The sequence below is a fragment of the Streptomyces purpureus genome, assembly GCF_014648195.1.
GTDB classification, from domain to species: domain Bacteria; phylum Actinomycetota; class Actinomycetes; order Streptomycetales; family Streptomycetaceae; genus Streptomyces; species Streptomyces purpureus.
Genome location: NZ_BMQQ01000002.1, coordinates 103,563 through 119,370 on the forward strand (window position 1 = coordinate 103,563; position 15,808 = coordinate 119,370).

Annotated in this window: 14 protein-coding genes; 13 read left to right on the top strand and 1 reads right to left on the bottom strand. The window is 71.3% G+C overall.

The annotated features are described in order from the left end of the window. Positions 1-8: 8 nt before the first annotated feature. Positions 9-737, bottom strand: coding sequence for a DUF4232 domain-containing protein (locus tag IEZ01_RS04240; protein ID WP_019890256.1), 729 nt, complete (start codon positions 735-737; stop codon positions 9-11). Positions 738-956: 219 nt separating this feature from the next. On the opposite strand from IEZ01_RS04240, the gene IEZ01_RS04245 reads away from it, so the two are divergent. From IEZ01_RS04245 to IEZ01_RS04300, 13 genes are all read left to right on the top strand, one after another. Continuing rightward, positions 957-2,411, top strand: coding sequence for a helix-turn-helix domain-containing protein (locus IEZ01_RS04245; RefSeq protein WP_028798107.1), 1,455 nt, complete (start codon positions 957-959; stop codon positions 2,409-2,411). 51 nt (positions 2,412-2,462) lie between these two features. Then, positions 2,463-6,401: a wHTH domain-containing protein gene (locus tag IEZ01_RS04250; RefSeq protein ID WP_189199960.1), complete on the top strand. Its 3,939-nt coding sequence runs from the start codon at positions 2,463-2,465 to the stop codon at positions 6,399-6,401. A gap of 66 nt (positions 6,402-6,467) precedes the next feature. Further along, entirely contained in the window at positions 6,468-7,031 is a 564-nt protein-coding gene (locus IEZ01_RS04255) for a GNAT family N-acetyltransferase (RefSeq protein ID WP_019890253.1), read from the top strand. Positions 7,032-7,164: 133 nt separating this feature from the next. Beyond that, a complete protein-coding gene (locus tag IEZ01_RS35980; protein WP_309486338.1) occupies positions 7,165-7,248 on the top strand; it encodes a putative leader peptide in 84 nt (27 codons plus the stop codon). 126 nt (positions 7,249-7,374) lie between these two features. After that, on the top strand, positions 7,375-9,072 hold the full coding sequence (locus IEZ01_RS04260; RefSeq protein ID WP_019890252.1) for a nitrite/sulfite reductase: 1,698 nt from the start codon (positions 7,375-7,377) through the stop codon (positions 9,070-9,072). Beyond that, positions 9,069-9,248: a hypothetical protein gene (locus IEZ01_RS04265; RefSeq protein ID WP_078513432.1), complete on the top strand. Its 180-nt coding sequence runs from the start codon at positions 9,069-9,071 to the stop codon at positions 9,246-9,248. The genes IEZ01_RS04260 and IEZ01_RS04265 overlap by 4 nt, the downstream gene beginning before the upstream one ends. Next, complete coding sequence (locus IEZ01_RS04270; protein WP_019890251.1) at positions 9,245-9,949, top strand: phosphoadenylyl-sulfate reductase; 705 nt, start codon at positions 9,245-9,247, stop codon at positions 9,947-9,949. The genes IEZ01_RS04265 and IEZ01_RS04270 overlap by 4 nt, the downstream gene beginning before the upstream one ends. Beyond that, positions 9,931-10,512, top strand: coding sequence for an adenylyl-sulfate kinase (cysC, locus tag IEZ01_RS04275; protein WP_373287560.1), 582 nt, complete (start codon positions 9,931-9,933; stop codon positions 10,510-10,512). Before IEZ01_RS04270 ends, cysC begins: the two co-directional genes overlap by 19 nt. Next, positions 10,509-11,444, top strand: a complete 936-nt coding sequence (gene cysD / locus IEZ01_RS04280; protein ID WP_189199964.1) for a sulfate adenylyltransferase subunit CysD — start codon at positions 10,509-10,511, stop codon at positions 11,442-11,444. Before cysC ends, cysD begins: the two co-directional genes overlap by 4 nt. Continuing rightward, positions 11,444-12,793: a sulfate adenylyltransferase subunit 1 gene (locus IEZ01_RS04285; RefSeq protein ID WP_189199966.1), complete on the top strand. Its 1,350-nt coding sequence runs from the start codon at positions 11,444-11,446 to the stop codon at positions 12,791-12,793. The genes cysD and IEZ01_RS04285 overlap by 1 nt, the downstream gene beginning before the upstream one ends. Positions 12,794-12,991: 198 nt before the next feature. Continuing rightward, complete coding sequence (locus tag IEZ01_RS04290) at positions 12,992-14,098, top strand: aliphatic sulfonate ABC transporter substrate-binding protein (RefSeq protein WP_189199968.1); 1,107 nt, start codon at positions 12,992-12,994, stop codon at positions 14,096-14,098. A 36-nt stretch (positions 14,099-14,134) separates the two neighbouring features. Beyond that, positions 14,135-14,923, top strand: coding sequence for an ABC transporter ATP-binding protein (locus IEZ01_RS04295; RefSeq protein ID WP_019890245.1), 789 nt, complete (start codon positions 14,135-14,137; stop codon positions 14,921-14,923). Beyond that, positions 14,910-15,800, top strand: a complete 891-nt coding sequence (locus tag IEZ01_RS04300; protein WP_019890244.1) for an ABC transporter permease — start codon at positions 14,910-14,912, stop codon at positions 15,798-15,800. Before IEZ01_RS04295 ends, IEZ01_RS04300 begins: the two co-directional genes overlap by 14 nt. Positions 15,801-15,808: the final 8 nt, after the last annotated feature.

Here is a 15,808-nt window from a genome sequence, read left to right on the forward strand (position 1 = left end):
TCGCCGCGTCAGTAGCCGAGGGCGTCGTCCAGGCTGTTCTGCCAGTACGTGACCTTCGCGTCGTCCGTCTTGTACGTCCCGGCCTGGAGCTTGAGGGACACCGAGCGGCCGGTGGAGCCGGAGCCGTCGCCGGCCGCGAAGAGGACGGCGAGCTGGGTCACGTCACGCCCGCCGGCCTCGCTTCCGGTCCGCTCGCCCGCCAGGACGACGGCGGCGTACGCGGACTGGCCGGGGGCGAGCCGGATCACGCTCTGCGGGCGGGTGGCCTCGTCGATGGCGGTGGCTGCCTGGTCCTGGCCGAAGCGGAGGAACGGCGCGCCGTAGAGGTCGCAGGGGACGGAGCCCTTGTTCGTGGCGGTGAGCAGGAGGTGGTTGATGGGGCGGGCGGGACGGTCGGCGACGACCTTGGTGTTGTAGCCGGTGCAGGTGACGGCCTTGGCCTGGCCGCCCTGCTCCTTGGCTCCGCCGGTCGGCTGGTGACCGGTGGCTCCGCCCTTCCCGGAGCTGCCCTGCCCGGCGGTCTCCTTGCCGCTCGTGTCCTCGCCGCTGGTGTCCTTACCGGCCGTGTCCGTCCCGCCGGTCGGGGGCAGGGCGCTCGCCGACGGGCCGGCGGTCACACCCTTGGCCGCGGGCGAGGGGTCCTTGGTGACGTCGTCCGCCCCGCAGGCGGTGGCCGAGAGCGCGGCCGCCAGGACGGCGGCGGCGACGGCGGTGCGGCGGATGCTGAAGGTGCGCATGGTTGTGTGTCCCCCGTTGTACGAGTGGGTGCTGACGGTCCGTCGGTGGCGGCGCCGGTTCCGGCCACCGCCGCATCCACCGTGCGCGCCGCCTCGGCGTTCCAGCCAGCCGACGGGGACAATAGGGGAGGCTGGAACGGTCACGCCGGATCTGACCTGCGGAAACACAGGCCGCCTGGGACGCGTTCCTGGAACGGCGGTACGGAAGGGAACATCGGGGTGGGGTTACGGAGCGAGGGCCTGGCGGGTCTTCTGCGGGAGTTGAAGGAACGGTCCGGGCGGAGTTACGGCGCGCTCGCCCAGCAGTTGCACGTGAGTACGTCGACATTGCACCGGTACTGCAACGGTGACGCGGTGCCGACGGAGTTCGCCCCGGTGGAGAAGCTCGCGCGGCTGTGCGGGGCGGACCGCGATGAGCTGCTGCGGCTGCACCGGGCCTGGATCGTGGCGGACGAGGACCGCCGCCGGGCCCGGTCGGCCCCGCCCGCCGCGCCCCAGGAGACGCCCGGCGCCCGGCCGGAGACTCCTGAGGAGGCCCGGCCGAAGGCCCCGGCGGACGAGGCCGAGCCGGCCTCGCGGGCCGCCGTACCGGAGCCCGCCGGGCAGGACGCCGTAACCGAGCCCGCCGCGGCCGCCGACCCGGAGCCCGTACCCGAGCCCCTGCCGGAACCGGAAGCCGAAGCACCGGCCACCTCGGACCCGGCCGCCCAGCCCCGGCCGGAGGCCCCGGAGGGCGCCCGGCGCCGCCGTCTGGGACCGCTGGCCGCCGCGGCGGGGTTGGTCCTTCTCGCGGCGTCCGGAGCCGCCGTCGCCCTGACCGGCGACCCCAGCCGGGCAGCCGCCCCTGTCCCGTCCCGTTCGACCGGGAGTTCCGCCGCGCCTTTCCCCGGAACGGGCACCGCCGGCGGAGGGGACGCCGGCGACGCGCGAGCCACCCCGTCCTCGTCGCCGCCCGCCTCCCCGTCGGCCGGGAACGGCGGCGGCCCGGCGACGCGTCCCATACCCGGCGACGGCACCCAGGCCGCGCCTGACGAGCCGGAGCGGCCGCCCACCGTCCCGTTCACGGCGGACGTGGACCCGTACGTCTGGAAGGACCCCTGCAGCCAGACGTACGTGCTCGACCGGCAGCCGGACCAGGTGCCCCCGCCGCCCTCCCCGCAGGGCGCCCGTGGCTGGGTCACCCCCCTTAAGGGCGTGCCGGGCGATGAGGTGGTGATCGACGTGTCGCTCCAGGGGACCGGCGAGGAGACCGTCCTCCTCAAGGCCCTGCATGTACACACGGTCGGCACGTCCGAGCCACTGGCGGGCAACGCCTATGTGATGGGCGTCGGTTGCGGCGGCGAGGCGCGTCTTCAGAGCCTGGACATCAACTTGGACGCGGCCCAGCCCCGGCCCGTGCCGGTGGCCGGGTACAGGGGCGATCGGTTCGTGCCCGCATCGGACTTCCCGTACAAGGTGTCCGCGGACGACCCGCAGGTGGTGCGGATCACCGCGCACACCAGGGCCCGCAGCGTGCGCTGGTACCTGGAGCTGGAGTGGAGCAGCGGTGGGCGCAGCGGCACGCTCCGCCTGGACGACAAGGGTCGGCCATTCACCACCACCGCCACCACCGGCCTGCCGAAGTACCAGTTCCCACTGGGGGCGAACGCCTGGGAGCCGTACCAGGCCGGATGACGGCCCGAGCCTTCTACTCTGGTGGACCGACGGAGGCGGAGGTAGCGGCGCATGCAACACCCCAGCACCCACAATGTCGTGGAAGCCGGCCAGGTGACGGGCCCGGTCGTGCAGGCCAACCAGATCGGCCAAGTGGTCGGTCAAATGATTGTCCATCAGGGGCAGCCGGGGCCCGCGCCGACGGCGACGGAGGACGCGTGGGTGACCCGGGTGCGCGACTCGTCGGTGTGGGAGCACGTGCCGGGCAGCCGGTCCGGCGACGCCGCCAGGGAACAGGTCGCGGCCGTCGCGGCGGCGCTCGCGGCGCTGCGCGACGAGGCGGGGCAGGAGCTGGCGGACGACCCCTGGCAGGACCCCGGGTGCGCGCTGCGGTTCCTGGAGCGGATCGAGTGGGTGCTCGGCGAGCCGGGCCAGGGCCCGGCGCTCGACCTCTATCCCGCCGAGGCCGCTGCGTTCGTCCTGACCCCGCTGCTCGCCCGGGTGCACGACCTGCGGGCGGCGGTGGAGCAGCTGGCGGTGGCGCCTTGGCGGCTCGGCCCGTGGGACGAGTCCGCCGGACGCCCCGTGGAGCGCGGCGCGTTCGACGCCTTCACGGACGGCCACAGCCTGCTGGTGCAGCGCGCGCTGCTGCGGCCCGCGGCGCAGGCCCCGATCGGCTGGTGGCTGTTCCACCGCTGGCTGGTGCAGCGTGAGGCGTACGGCGGTACGGACGCGGTGGCCGGGCTGCTCGACGCGGTCGGCGCCCCGGCCGAGGCGCTCGGGGACGCCCTGAGCCCGCTGCGGGTGAGCAGACTGCTGCACGGCCTGCGGCGCGGTCCGGACGTCTGCAACCCGGAGTATCTGGAGGCCCTGCCCGCCGACGACCGGCTGCGCGGCCCGGGCCACCAGCGGATCCGCGACCGCCGCCTGGCGCTGCTGACGGCGCTGGCCTTGGCGGCGACGGCCGAGATGGCGGCGCTGCCCGACATCGTCGTCGAGCATCTGGGCATCCCGCACCCGGTCGACCTGCCCGCGCTGCGCCGGACCCTGGAGGAGTCGTCCTGGGGCGGCTCCCACGACCTGCCGGTGCTGCGGGCCGACTGCGCGCACGAGGCGGTGGTGGAGGGGCTGCGGGTGTGCTGTGCGCGCATGGACGAGCTGCTGCACGGTGTGCACCGGACGGTACGGGACCGGATCACCGTCCCCATGCCCGCGCTGCCGGGCCGCCTGTCGGCGGACGGTGTGGTCCCGGCCGGCGGGGCGTTCACGGGCTGGGCGAGCTTCCGGCTGGACGAGCGGCGGGTCCGGGGTCTGCTGATGGGCATCCAGCTCTACAAGGACCGCGACCTGGCGGTGCGCGAGCTGTACCAGAACGCCCTGGACGCCTGCCGCTACCGTCGCGCCCGCACCGCGTACCTGGACCGTACGCATGCGGCGGCCTCGTACACGTACGAGGGTGAGATCCGGTTCGAGCAGGACGTCGACGACGACGGCCGGGAGTATCTCGAATGCCGGGACAACGGTATCGGGATGGGAGAGGCGGAGCTGCGGGGCGTCTTCTCCAACGCGGGAGCGCGCTTCGCCGAGCAGCCCGACTTCAAGGAGGAACGAGCCGCCTGGGCCCGGCTGGACCCGCCGGTGCCGTTCTTCCCCAACAGCCGCTTCGGCATCGGGGTGCTCAGCTACTTCATGTTGGCCGACGAGATCCGGGTGACGACCTGCCGCATGGGCCCCTCGGGCGAGCCGGGCCCCGTACTCCAGGTGTCGATCTTCGGCCCGGGCCATCTCTTCCGGATCGTGCGGGTCGCGGACCGCGGGGCGGAGCCCGGGACGACGGTCCGGCTCTACCTGCGGGAGGCGGGCGAGGACGGGGAGGAGCGGGCGGGGTGGTCGTCGCCGGATGTGCTGGCGCGGGTGCTGGGGATCGCTGAGTTCCCGACGGTGGCGGCGCACGGGGAGCGTACGGAGACCTGGGAGCCGGGGGTGCTGCACCCCCGGGACGCTCCCTCGGGGGAGCAGTTCGGGCTCGACGCGCACGGCGATCTGCTGCCGTGGACCGGCGCGCCCGACGGCGCCCAGGTGATCTGGTGCGACCATGGCGGCGCGCTGCTGGTGGACGGCCTGGTGGTGCATCCGGCGGTGCGGGGCGATGTGCTCTCGACCCAGCCGGCGGGTCTGGTCGGTGCGGTCGTGAACCTGTCGGGCCCGTACGCACCGGAGCGGCTGTCGGCGGACCGGGCTGAGGTCCTGGACGATCTGCGGGGGGTGGTGCGGGGGCTGCTGACGGGGGCGGTCGGGGAACTGGTGGAGGACAAGAAGTCGCTGCTCACCTTCGATTGGCTGTGCGGGGTGTCCGCCTTCAGCATGCCGGCGGCGGATCTTGTCGCCGAGGCGTGTATCGAGACCGGCCGTGGCCTGCGCAACGGCAGCAACATCCTGGACAGCGCGCGGACGGGGTGCTTGCCGTCCGACATCTCGTTCGTACCGAACGTCCTGCGCTTCTACAACCACTCCACGCCCGCGACAGACGCCCACTACATGTTCGTGCCGGATCACATCCGGCTGTGGCGGATGCTGGCCCATGGCTCGGACCGGATGCTGGGTGAGTTGATCAACCTGTGCCCGGAGCTGGCCGAGGTGGGCCCGGTCCTGCCGGCCCTGCCGTCCGACCATGCCCTGCTGACGCTCCGGCTCCACTCGCCCACCCCCAAGGAAGACGAGGTGACGCTGCTGGTGAACGCCGCGGCGGCGCAGGCGAGATCACCCCGCGCGGTGGCGTCACGCGCGGCCCGGCTGGGGCTGCACACCATTCCCCCCGACCTCTTTCCCGACATGGTGGTCCATCCCGTGGGCGTGGCGGAGACCACCACGGCCGTACGGGCCACGGTGGCCGCCCGGAGCGAGCCCGTCACCGTGGCTTGGCTCCTCCGGGTGGCCGAGGCTGCAGGGATGCCGGTCGAGGAGGCGGCGGATCATTGGGGTCCTGACCGGGTGCCCGAGGCGGTACGGCGGGCCGCGGTGGCTGCCCAGGGCGACCACGTGCTCAGGACCGTGCTGAGCGAGGAGGGCGCGGAGTGGTTCGAGACGGGAGCCGAATTACACCCCGGGCACCTGGCCGCCGCCGCCCGAGCCGCGGGTGTCGACGTGCTCGACCTGTGCTGGCGGCTGACCGCATGCGGTCTGACGGCGGACGGACGCGGCCTGACCTCGCCACTCGCGGTTCTGGCCAAGTTGCTGAGCGAAGACCTGACCGGGGAAGGTCCCTGGCTTTCGCGCGCCGAGCCTGTGCCGCCCTTGCATGTGCTGCTGGCTGCGGACCGGCTCAAGATCACGCCGGGCGAGGCCCGCGGCTGGTACGCGCGGCTCGGCTTCACCCCGCCCTCGCCCTTCCCTGAGGTGATCATGCCGAACGACAGCCGCCTGCTGGAGGACTACTCCGAGGACGACGGCTTCTACCACCCTCCGCTCCGGCCGGGCGCCCCTATCCCCTTCACCCAGCTGCTGGCCAACGTGGCCCACGTGGGTCTGGGGCTTGAGGGGCTGACGCGGCGGCTTCGGGACTTCGGTGTAGACGTTGAGCCCATGGGGGGCCGCTTCACTGCGCTCGACGAGGAGCTGTTCACGGAGCACGGCCCGCTGCCCTGGTACGGGGTGCGCTCCAACGAGGTCATACCGTTCGCCCATGTGATGGCTGCCGCCCGGACCCTGCTCGTCCCTCCTCGGGACATCGCGGTCCGGCTCGTCACCCACGGCCTCTCGGTCTCATGCCTGGATCTCCCGGAGGGGCTCACGCACGCGACCGCGCTCATGCTGCTTGAGGCGGACGACGACGCGCTGCTCGATTGCGCCGACACGGTCGACCTCGACGACCTGCTCGAGCGGGCCCGCCGCATGCACGAGCCCCTCACCCGCGTCCGCGACTGGCTCCTCCAGCTCGGCATCGACGTCGTCGACCCCGTCGAAGCCGTCCGCGCCGCCATTCCCCTCATCCCCCTCCGTGACCAGCCATGAGACAGCCATGACCAGTCATGAGACGGCCTTGGCCAGGACCGCACCCTCCGTGATTCCCTGGCAGGCATGAGCATCACTCTCACCACCTGGTCCCTCCAGCAGACCTCCCCCGACGACCTGCGCCCCGCCGCCGCCCCCGACGGCGACGTACGGATCGTCCGGGCCGAGGTGCCGTCCGCCGAGTTCAGCCGGTTCCTCTACACCGCCGTCGGCGGGGACATCCGCTGGACCGACCGGCTCGGGCTGAGCTACGCGGAGTGGCAGAAGATCGTGGAGCGGCCCGGGGCCGAGATCTGGGTGGCGTACGACCGGGGGACGCCGGCCGGATACGTCGAGCTGGACCCGCAGGACGACGGGGTCGTCGAGATCGTCTACTTCGGGCTGATCCCGGCCTTCCGGGGGCGCCGCATCGGCGGGCATCTCCTCTCGTACGGGGTGCAGCGGGCCTGGGACCTGGCCGAGCGGTGGCCGGATCGCGCCCTCACCACCCGCGTCTGGCTGCACACCTGCTCGCTCGACGGGCCGCACGCCATGGACAACTACCTCCGCCGAGGCTTCCGGCTCTTCGGCACCAAGGTGGAGGAGGCGGAGGAGACCGAGGCGCCCGGTCCCTGGCCCGGCGCCTTCTGAGCCGCCCCGCCCACCACCCCTTCCGCTCCCACCGCACGTGACCCACGGCACACTGTCCCACCATTCGAGACAGTGATGTCCACATTATGGATAATGCTGGACTGGGTCCAAAGTCCCGTGACACGCTTCCGTCATGTCTGGAACTGGAATTGCCTTGGTGAGTCGGCGGCACGTCGACCTCGGCCGCATGTCCAGCGCCATCTGTCCGGCGAGCTGACGGAACCAGCACCGCCGACATCACCCCTTGCCCGACCCCTTCTGCGCACCGCTGCGCCATCCCTTGCTCTGAGCGCGAGTGTGCAGGTCAGAGCCGCCCTCCTGCAGTCCCGAAGGACACGACGCCATGGCCGCCACCCCGGAATCCCCCGCTCCCGCCACGACCCGCCGCAAGGCCGGCCGCCACCGCGGCGAGGGCCAGTGGGCCGTGGGGCACTTCACCCCGCTGAACGGCAATGAGCAGTTCAAGAAGGACGACGACGGTCTCAATGTGCGGACACGCATTGAGACGATCTACTCAAAGCGTGGATTCGACTCGATCGACCCCAACGACCTGCGTGGCCGCATGCGCTGGTGGGGGCTGTACACCCAGCGCCGCGAGGGTCTCGACGGCACCAAGACCGGTGTGCTGGAGCCGGAGGAGCTGGACGCCGAGTACTTCATGCTCCGCGTCCGGATCGACGGCGGCCGGCTGACCACCGAACAGCTCCGGGTCGTCGGTGAGATCTCCGAGGAGTTCGCGCGCGGCACCGCCGACATCACCGACCGGCAGAACGTGCAGTACCACTGGATCCGGATCGAGGACGTGCCCGAGATCTGGAACCGCCTGGAGTCGGTGGGCCTGTCCACCACCGAGGCGTGCGGTGACACCCCGCGTGTCATCCTCGGCTCCCCGGTCGCCGGGATCGCCGAGGACGAGATCATCGACGGCACCCCCGCCATCGACGAGATCTACCGCCGCATCGTGGGAAACAAGGACTTCTCCAACCTGCCCCGCAAGTTCAAGTCCGCGATCTCCGGCTCGCCGCTGCTCGACGTGGCGCACGAGATCAACGACATCGCCTTCGTCGGTGTGAACCACCCCGAGCACGGCCCCGGCTTCGACCTCTGGGTCGGCGGCGGTCTGTCCACCAACCCCAAGCTGGGGGTGCGGCTGGGCACCTGGGTCTCGCTGGACGAGGTCCCGGACGTGTACGAGGGCGTCATCTCGATCTTCCGCGACTACGGCTACCGCCGGCTGCGCACCCGCGCCCGGCTGAAGTTCCTCGTCGCCGACTGGGGCGCGGAGAAGTTCCGCCAGGTCCTGGAGGACGAGTACCTGGGGCGCAAGCTGACCGACGGCCCGGCCCCCGAGCAGCCGGCCGGCCAGTGGCGTGACCACGTCGGCGTCCACAAGCAGAAGGACGGCCGGTTCTACGTCGGCTTCGCGCCGCGTGTCGGCCGGGTCGACGGCGCCACCCTGACGAAGATCGCGGAGATCGCCGAGGCGCACGGCTCGGGCCGGCTGCGTACCACCGCCGAGCAGAAGATGCTGGTCCTCGACATCGAGGAGGCGCAGGTCGAGTCGATCGTCGCCGCCCTGGAGGCGCTGGACCTGCGCGTCACCCCCTCGCCGTTCCGGCGCGGCACGATGGCCTGCACCGGTATCGAGTTCTGCAAGCTCGCGATCGTCGAGACCAAGGCGCGCGGCGCCTCGCTCATCGACGAGCTGGAGCGGCGGATCCCGGAGTTCGACGAGCCGATCACCATCAACATCAACGGCTGCCCCAACGCCTGCGCCCGTATCCAGGTGGCGGACATCGGTCTCAAGGGCCAGCTGGTCCTGGACGACGACGGCAACCGCGTCGAGGGCTACCAGGTCCACCTGGGCGGCGCGCTCGGCCTGGAGGCGGGCTTCGGCCGTAAGGTCCGGGGCCTCAAGGTGACCTCCGCCGAGCTGCCCGACTACGTCGAGCGGGTCCTCAAGCGCTTCCAGGCGGAGCGTGAGGACGGCGAGCGCTTCGCCACCTGGGCGGCGCGCGCGACGGAAGAAGCACTGTCATGAGCGAGCGTGCGGCCCCCTTCTACTGCCCGTACTGCGGTGACGAGGACCTGCGGCCGGGCGAGCAGGGACACGGCGCCTGGGAATGCAGGGCGTGCAGTCGAGCCTTCCAGCTGAAGTTCCTGGGGCTCCTCGCCCCGGGCACTTCGAGCAACTCCCATGGAGGGGAAGAGATATGACGACCACCCAGGCAACCGCCACCGAGCTGAAGGCCCTCGCCGAGCAGGCCGGCCGCGAGCTGGAGGACGCCTCGCCGCTGGAGATCCTGAAGTGGGCGGCCGACACCTTCGGCAAGCGCTTCTGCGTCACCTCCTCCATGGAGGACGCGGTCGTGGCCCACCTCGCCTCCCGTGCGATGCCCGGCGTGGACGTCGTCTTCCTCGACACCGGCTACCACTTCCCCGAGACGATCGGCACCCGGGACGCGGTCGACGCGGTGATGGACGTCAACGTCATCACGCTGACCCCGCGGCAGACCGTGGCCGAGCAGGACGCCGCGTACGGGCCGAAGCTGCACGACCGCGACCCGGACCTGTGCTGCGCGCTGCGCAAGGTCAAGCCGCTGGAGCAGGGCCTGACCGCGTACACCGCGTGGGCGACCGGCCTGCGCCGCGACGAGTCCCCGACCCGGGCCAACACCCCGGTCGTCGGCTGGGACGAGAAGCGGCAGAAGGTGAAGATCTCCCCCATCGCGCGCTGGACGCAGGACGACGTCGACGCCTACGTGGCCGAGCACGGGGTGCTCACCAACCCGCTCCTCATGGACGGTTACGCCTCCGTGGGCTGCGCGCCCTGCACCCGCCAGGTGCTGGAGGGCGAGGACGCGCGGGCCGGCCGCTGGGCGGGCCGGGCCAAGACGGAATGCGGGCTGCACGGATGACAGACACCCAGGAATCTCAGGAGACGCATGTGACCGGCGCCACCATCTGGCTCACCGGACTGCCGAGCGCCGGCAAGACGACCATCGCCTACGAACTGGCGGGGCGGCTGAGCGGCGACGGGCACAAGGTCGAGATCCTCGACGGCGACGAGATCCGCGAGTTCCTCTCGGCGGGGCTCGGCTTCAGCCGTGAGGACCGGCACACCAACGTGCAGCGGATCGGCTTCGTCTCCGAGCTGCTCGCGTCGAACGGCGTGAAGGTGCTCGTGCCGGTGATCGCGCCGTACGAGGACAGCCGCGAGGCGGTGCGCGAGCGCCACCGGAAGCAGGGCACCCCGTACGTCGAGGTGCATGTGGCCACGCCGGTGGACGTCTGCTCCGTACGCGATGTGAAGGGGCTGTACGCCAAGCAGGCGGCGGGCGAGATCTCCGGTCTGACCGGGGTCGACGACCCGTACGAGGAGCCGAAGAACCCGGATCTGCGGATCGAGTCCCAGAACCAGACCGTGCAGGAGTCGGCGGCGGCGCTGCACGCGCTGCTCAAGGAGAGGGGCCTCTCATGACCACGGCCGTTACCGTGCACGAGGCGACGGACAGCCCGTTCGCGCTGACCCACCTGGACTCCCTGGAGTCCGAGGCGGTGCACATCTTCCGCGAGGTCGCGGGCGAGTTCGAGCGGCCGGTGATCCTCTTCTCCGGCGGCAAGGACTCCATCGTCATGCTGCATCTCGCACTCAAGGCGTTCGCGCCGGCCGCGATCCCCTTCACGCTGCTGCACGTCGACACCGGGCACAACTTCCCCGAGGTCATCGAGTACCGGGACCGCACGGTCGAGAAGTACGGCCTGCGGCTGCATGTCGCCTCGGTGCAGGAGTACATCGACGCGGGCAAGCTGCGGGAGCGCCCCGACGGTACGCGCAACCCGCTGCAGACCGTGCCGCTGACCGAGGCGATCCAGGAGCACCGCTTCGACGCCGTCTTCGGTGGCGGCCGGCGGGACGAGGAGAAGGCCCGGGCGAAGGAGCGGGTGTTCTCGCTGCGGGACGAGTTCTCGCAGTGGGATCCGCGGCGGCAGCGGCCGGAGCTGTGGCAGCTCTACAACGGCCGTCACGCGCCCGGTGAGCATGTGCGGGTCTTCCCGCTGTCCAACTGGACCGAGCTGGACGTGTGGCAGTACATCGCCCGTGAGGGCATCGAGCTGCCGGAGATCTACTTCGCGCACGAGCGTGAGGTGTTCGCCCGTAACGGCATGTGGCTGACGGCCGGCGAGTGGGGCGGTCCGAAGGAGAACGAGCCGGTGCGGACCCGGCTGATCCGCTACCGCACCGTCGGCGACATGTCCTGCACCGGCGCCGTCGACTCCGACGCCACCACGCTCGACCAGGTCATCACCGAGATCGCGGCGTCCCGGCTCACCGAGCGGGGCGCCACCCGCGCCGACGACAAGATGTCCGAGGCCGCGATGGAAGACCGCAAGCGCGAAGGGTACTTCTAATGAGCAGCACCAGCACCGAGCAGCTGTCCGAGCAGCTCGCGGCCACCACCCTGCTGCGTTTCGCCACCGCGGGCTCCGTCGACGACGGCAAGTCGACGCTGGTGGGCCGGCTGCTGCACGACTCCAAGTCGGTCCTCACCGACCAGCTGGAGGCCGTGGAGCACGCCTCGCGCTCCCGTGGCCAGGAGGCGCCGGACCTGGCGCTGCTCACCGACGGTCTGCGGGCCGAGCGGGAGCAGGGCATCACGATCGACGTGGCCTACCGCTACTTCGCCACGCCGCGCCGCCGGTTCATCCTTGCGGACACGCCGGGGCATGTGCAGTACACCCGGAACATGGTCACGGGCGCCTCCACCGCCGAGCTTGCCGTGGTTCTGGTCGACGCCCGCAACGGCGTCGTCGAGCAGACCCGTCGGCATGCCGCGGTGGCCGCGCTGCTGCGCGTCCCGCATGTGGTCCTCGCGGTGAACAAGATGGACCTCGTCGACTACGCGGAGCCCGTCTTCGCGGCGATCGCCGAGGAGTTCACCAGGTACGCCTCCGAGCTGGGCGTCCCGGAGATCACCGCGATTCCGATCTCCGCGCTCGCCGGTGACAATGTGGTCGAGCCGTCCGCGCACATGGACTGGTACGGCGGCCCGACGGTCCTGGAGCACCTGGAGACCGTGCCGGTCAGCCACGATCTGACGGCCTGCCACGCGCGTTTCCCGGTGCAGTACGTGATCCGTCCGCAGACCGCCGAGCACCCCGACTACCGCGGGTACGCGGGCCAGATCGCGGCCGGCGCGTTCCGGGTCGGCGAAAAGGTGTCCGTGCTGCCCTCGGGGCGTACGACCACGATCACCGCCATCGACGCGCTCGGCGAGTCCGTGGACATCGCCTGGGCCCCGCAGTCGGTGACGATCCGGCTCGCCGACGACATCGACATCTCGCGCGGTGACCTGCTCGCCCCGGCCGCCGACGCCCCGGCGACCACGCAGGACGTCGAGGCGACGGTCTGCCATGTGGCCGACCAGCCGCTCACCGTGGGCCAGCGGGTGCTGCTCAAGCACACCACCCGTACGGTCAAGGCGATCGTCAAGGAGATCCCGTCCCGGCTCACGCTGGACGACCTCTCCCAGCACCCGGCGCCCGGGCAGCTCGTCGCCAACGACATCGGCCGGGTGAAGGTGCGTACGGCCGAGCCGCTGGCGCTGGACGCGTACGCGGACTCCCGCCGCACCGGCTCGTTCCTGCTGATCGACCCCGCCGACGGGACCACCCTCGCGGCCGGTATGGCCGGCGACTCCTTCGCCACCGCCAAGGCCGTGGCCGAGGCCGCCGCCGACGACGACGGCTGGGACTTCTGATGAGACTCGACGTCTACGGAACCTTCGCGAAGGAGGGCGGCCGCGTCGGCAGCGGCGCGCTCGGCGCGGGCACGGGAGGTGTCGCGCGATGTGCCCGATGACCTCCGCGCACCCGATGTGCGCCCGCATCGCGCTCCACCCGCTCCACGCACGACACAGACGAAGACTCACGCAACCCTGACCGAGGAGACGACCTCCGTGCCCGCCACCCGTACCACCCTGCGCCGCTCCCTCGCCGCCGCCGCGGCGATGCCGCTGCTGATCGGCGCACTCGCCTCCTGCGGCTACGGCTCGCAGGCCAAGAAGGACGAGAAGAAGGTGGTGGCCGAGGGCCCGCAGCTCTCCGCCCCGCAGGTGCGGCTCGGATACTTCCCCAACCTGACGCATGCCACGGCCCTGGTCGGTGACCAGGAGGGCTTCTTCCAGAAGGAGCTGGGGGGTACGGAGCTGAAGGTGTCGGCCTTCAACGCCGGCCCGTCCGCGATCGAGGCGCTCAACGCCGGCTCGATCGACATCGGTTTCATCGGCCCCTCCCCTGCCATCAACGGCTACTCCAAGTCCAAGGGCCAGAACCTGCGGATCGTCGGCGGTTCCGCCTCCGGCGGGGTGAAGCTGGTTGTCGACCCGGCGAAGATCAAGACGGTGGACGATCTCAAGGGCAGGAAGATCGCCACTCCGCAGCTCGGCAACACCCAGGACGTGGCGTTCCTCCACTGGATCGCCGAGAAGGGCTGGAAGGTCGACGCCCAGAGCGGCAAGGGCGACGTCTCCGTGGTCCGTACGGACAACAAGATCGCCCCGGACGCCTACAAGTCGGGCTCCATCGACGGCGCCTGGGTGCCGGAGCCGACCGCGTCGAAGCTGGTCAGCGAGGGTGCGAAGGTGCTGCTCGACGAGACGTCGCTGTGGCCCGGCGAGAAGTTCGTGATCACGAACATCATCGTGTCGCAGACGTTCCTCAAGGAGCACCCGGACGTGGTGGAGGCGGTGCTCCGCGGTTCGGTGAAGACGAACGCGTGGATCAACGCCAACCCGGCCAAGGCGAAGGAGTCGGCGAACGCCAGGCTGAAGGCGCTCTCCGGCAAGCCGCTCCCCACGGAGGTCATCGACCCGGCGTGGCCGTCGATCCGGTTCACCGACGACCCGCTGGCCGCGACGCTCCAGGCGCAGGCGGACCACGCGGTGGGCACCGGACTGCTGAAAAAGCCCGACCTGGCCGGCATCTACGACCTGCGGCCTCTCAACAAGGTCCTGAAGGCCGCGGGCAAGCCCGAGGTCGCCGACGCCGGTCTCGGCGCCGAGTAACCGCGTACCCAGCCCAGTTCCCAGGAGGTGACGACCATGGCCACGACACTCGCCAAGGCCGAGGACCGGATCGCGGTGACTCATGCGGCCCGTATCGAGCATGTCTCGAAGTCGTTCGGCGGACCCGCCGGGCGGCAGCTCGTGCTCGACGACATCTCGCTCGATGTCGCCCCGGGCGAGTTCGTCACCCTCCTGGGGGCTTCCGGGTGCGGGAAGTCCACCCTGCTCAATCTGGTCGCCGGGCTCGACCGGCCGTCCGCGGGGTCCATCGAGACCCCGGGTGGCCGGCCGGCCCTGATGTTCCAGGAGCACGCCCTCTTCCCGTGGCTGACCGCGGGCAAGAACATCGAACTCGCGCTGCGGCTGCGCGGCGTACCGAAGGCGGAGCGGCGGCCGGAGGCGGAGCGGCTCCTGGAGCTGGTGCGCCTGGGCGGTTCGTACCGCAAGCGGGTGCACGAGCTGTCCGGCGGTATGCGCCAGCGGGTGGCGCTGGCCCGGGCGCTCGCCCAGGACAGCGATCTGCTGCTGATGGACGAGCCGTTCGCGGCGCTGGACGCCATCACCCGCGATGTGCTGCACGACGAGCTGACCCGTATCTGGCGGGAGACGAGGCTGTCGGTGCTGTTCGTCACCCACAACGTGCGTGAGGCCGTACGACTGGCCGAGCGTGTGGTGCTGCTGTCGTCCCGGCCGGGGCGGATCGCCCGTGAGTGGACGATCGACATCCCGCAGCCGCGCCGTATCGAGGACGCCGCCGTGGCGGAACTGTCCGTCGAGATCACCGAAGAACTGCGTGGGGAGATCCGCCGTCATGGCCAGCACTGAGACGACCGTCAAGGCGGATACGAACGACCTGGCGGGCCTTGAGGCGGGTCTGGACGCGCTGGACGCCGTGCAGGTGCGCCGCACTCCGGTGCGTGAGGTCCTGCTGAAGAAGGTACTTCCGCCGCTGCTGGCCGTCGCGCTGGTGCTGGTGGTGTGGCAGCTGCTGGTGACGGCGAAGGTCACCGACGAGTTCAAGCTGCCGCCGCCGGCCGCGGTGTGGGACAGCCTGTCCACGATGTGGCTGGAGGGCACGCTCTTCGACGTCCTGTGGACCAGTGTCTCGCGGGCGCTGCTCGGCTTCCTGATGGCGCTGGCCATCGGTACGCCGCTGGGTCTGCTGGTCGCCCGGGTGAAGTTCGTCCGGGCGGCGCTCGGTCCGATCCTGTCGGGTCTCCAGTCGCTGCCGTCGGTGGCATGGGTGGCGCCGGCGGTGCTGTGGATCGGTCTGAACGACTCGATGATGTACGCGGTGATCCTGCTCGGCGCGGTGCCCTCGATCGCCAACGGTCTGGTGGCCGGTGTCGACCAGGTCCCGCCGCTGTTCCTGCGGGCGGGCCGGACGCTCGGCGCGAGCGGCCTCAAGGGCGCCTGGCACATCGTGATGCCGGCCGCGCTGCCGGGCTACCTCGCGGGCCTGAAGCAGGGCTGGGCGTTCTCGTGGCGCTCCCTGATGGCCGCCGAGATCATCGCGTCCTCGCCGGAACTGGGCCTTGGCCTCGGCCAGTTGCTGGAGAACGGCCGCAACAACATCGACATGCCGGGGATCTTCCTCGCCATCATCCTGATCCTGATCGTCGGTATCGCCATCGACCTGCTGATCTTCAGCCCGCTGGAGCGTGCGGTGCTGCGCGGCCGCGGTCTGCTGGTGAAGAGCTGAGCTGGCCA

Coding starts and splice junctions, on each gene's coding strand:
- IEZ01_RS04255 (WP_019890253.1), top strand. CDS start 6,468: ATGAGCATCACTCTCACCACCTGGTCCCTCCAGCAGACCTCCCCCGAC.
- IEZ01_RS35980 (WP_309486338.1), top strand. CDS start 7,165: ATGTCTGGAACTGGAATTGCCTTGGTGAGTCGGCGGCACGTCGACCTC.
- cysD (WP_189199964.1), top strand. CDS start 10,509: ATGACCACGGCCGTTACCGTGCACGAGGCGACGGACAGCCCGTTCGCG.
- IEZ01_RS04250 (WP_189199960.1), top strand. CDS start 2,463: ATGCAACACCCCAGCACCCACAATGTCGTGGAAGCCGGCCAGGTGACG.
- IEZ01_RS04260 (WP_019890252.1), top strand. CDS start 7,375: ATGGCCGCCACCCCGGAATCCCCCGCTCCCGCCACGACCCGCCGCAAG.
- IEZ01_RS04240 (WP_019890256.1), bottom strand. CDS start 737: ATGCGCACCTTCAGCATCCGCCGCACCGCCGTCGCCGCCGCCGTCCTG.
- IEZ01_RS04285 (WP_189199966.1), top strand. CDS start 11,444: ATGAGCAGCACCAGCACCGAGCAGCTGTCCGAGCAGCTCGCGGCCACC.
- IEZ01_RS04300 (WP_019890244.1), top strand. CDS start 14,910: ATGGCCAGCACTGAGACGACCGTCAAGGCGGATACGAACGACCTGGCG.
- cysC (WP_373287560.1), top strand. CDS start 9,931: ATGCGGGCTGCACGGATGACAGACACCCAGGAATCTCAGGAGACGCAT.
- IEZ01_RS04295 (WP_019890245.1), top strand. CDS start 14,135: ATGGCCACGACACTCGCCAAGGCCGAGGACCGGATCGCGGTGACTCAT.
- IEZ01_RS04270 (WP_019890251.1), top strand. CDS start 9,245: ATGACGACCACCCAGGCAACCGCCACCGAGCTGAAGGCCCTCGCCGAG.
- IEZ01_RS04265 (WP_078513432.1), top strand. CDS start 9,069: ATGAGCGAGCGTGCGGCCCCCTTCTACTGCCCGTACTGCGGTGACGAG.